Annotated in this window: 1 protein-coding gene; it reads left to right on the top strand. The window is 38.1% G+C overall.

Annotated elements, in window-relative coordinates; all coding sequences use genetic code 11:
* Positions 1 to 444, top strand: a 444-nt coding sequence (locus HR9077_RS00005) for a hypothetical protein (protein WP_210725809.1), incomplete at both ends; no start/stop codon positions are given.

Here is a 444-nt window from a genome sequence, read left to right as displayed (position 1 = left end):
TAGCTATAGTTCAATCAAGTGATGAGAATAACCCATTTGATATTGCTTACTCACAAGTAAATACAAACTCAGCTAAGGTCGCAGCTTCTTTAACATTTGATCCAAGTTTAACCCGCTTAGTTGCCAGTCAAGCGCAACAAGAAGGTGCAGTTGAACATCTTGAAAAAGGTGGCTTATGGGCAATCCCTATTATTTTATTTGCATGTTTTGCATTATTAATTGCGCTATTCAAGGCATATCAATTATTTAGCCTTAGTAAGATCAAAGCTGTCTCGACGCTGACTTTACAAACTGCGTTTAATCAACCTGAGCAACACAGCTTCAGCGGAATGCAAGCAACGCTGTTTCAACTCTCTGTTGATAGCAACATAGGACAAATAAGAGATGACCAGTTATTTAATCAGCTGATGCATAATAAACACAAGCTTGATAACTACATTGGCG

This window comes from Modicisalibacter radicis (genome assembly GCF_900961225.1).
In the GTDB taxonomy this organism is placed as follows: domain Bacteria; phylum Pseudomonadota; class Gammaproteobacteria; order Pseudomonadales; family Halomonadaceae; genus Modicisalibacter.
The sequence above is the reverse complement of the archived record's forward strand: the minus strand, read 5'-3'. Positions and strand labels throughout refer to the sequence as shown.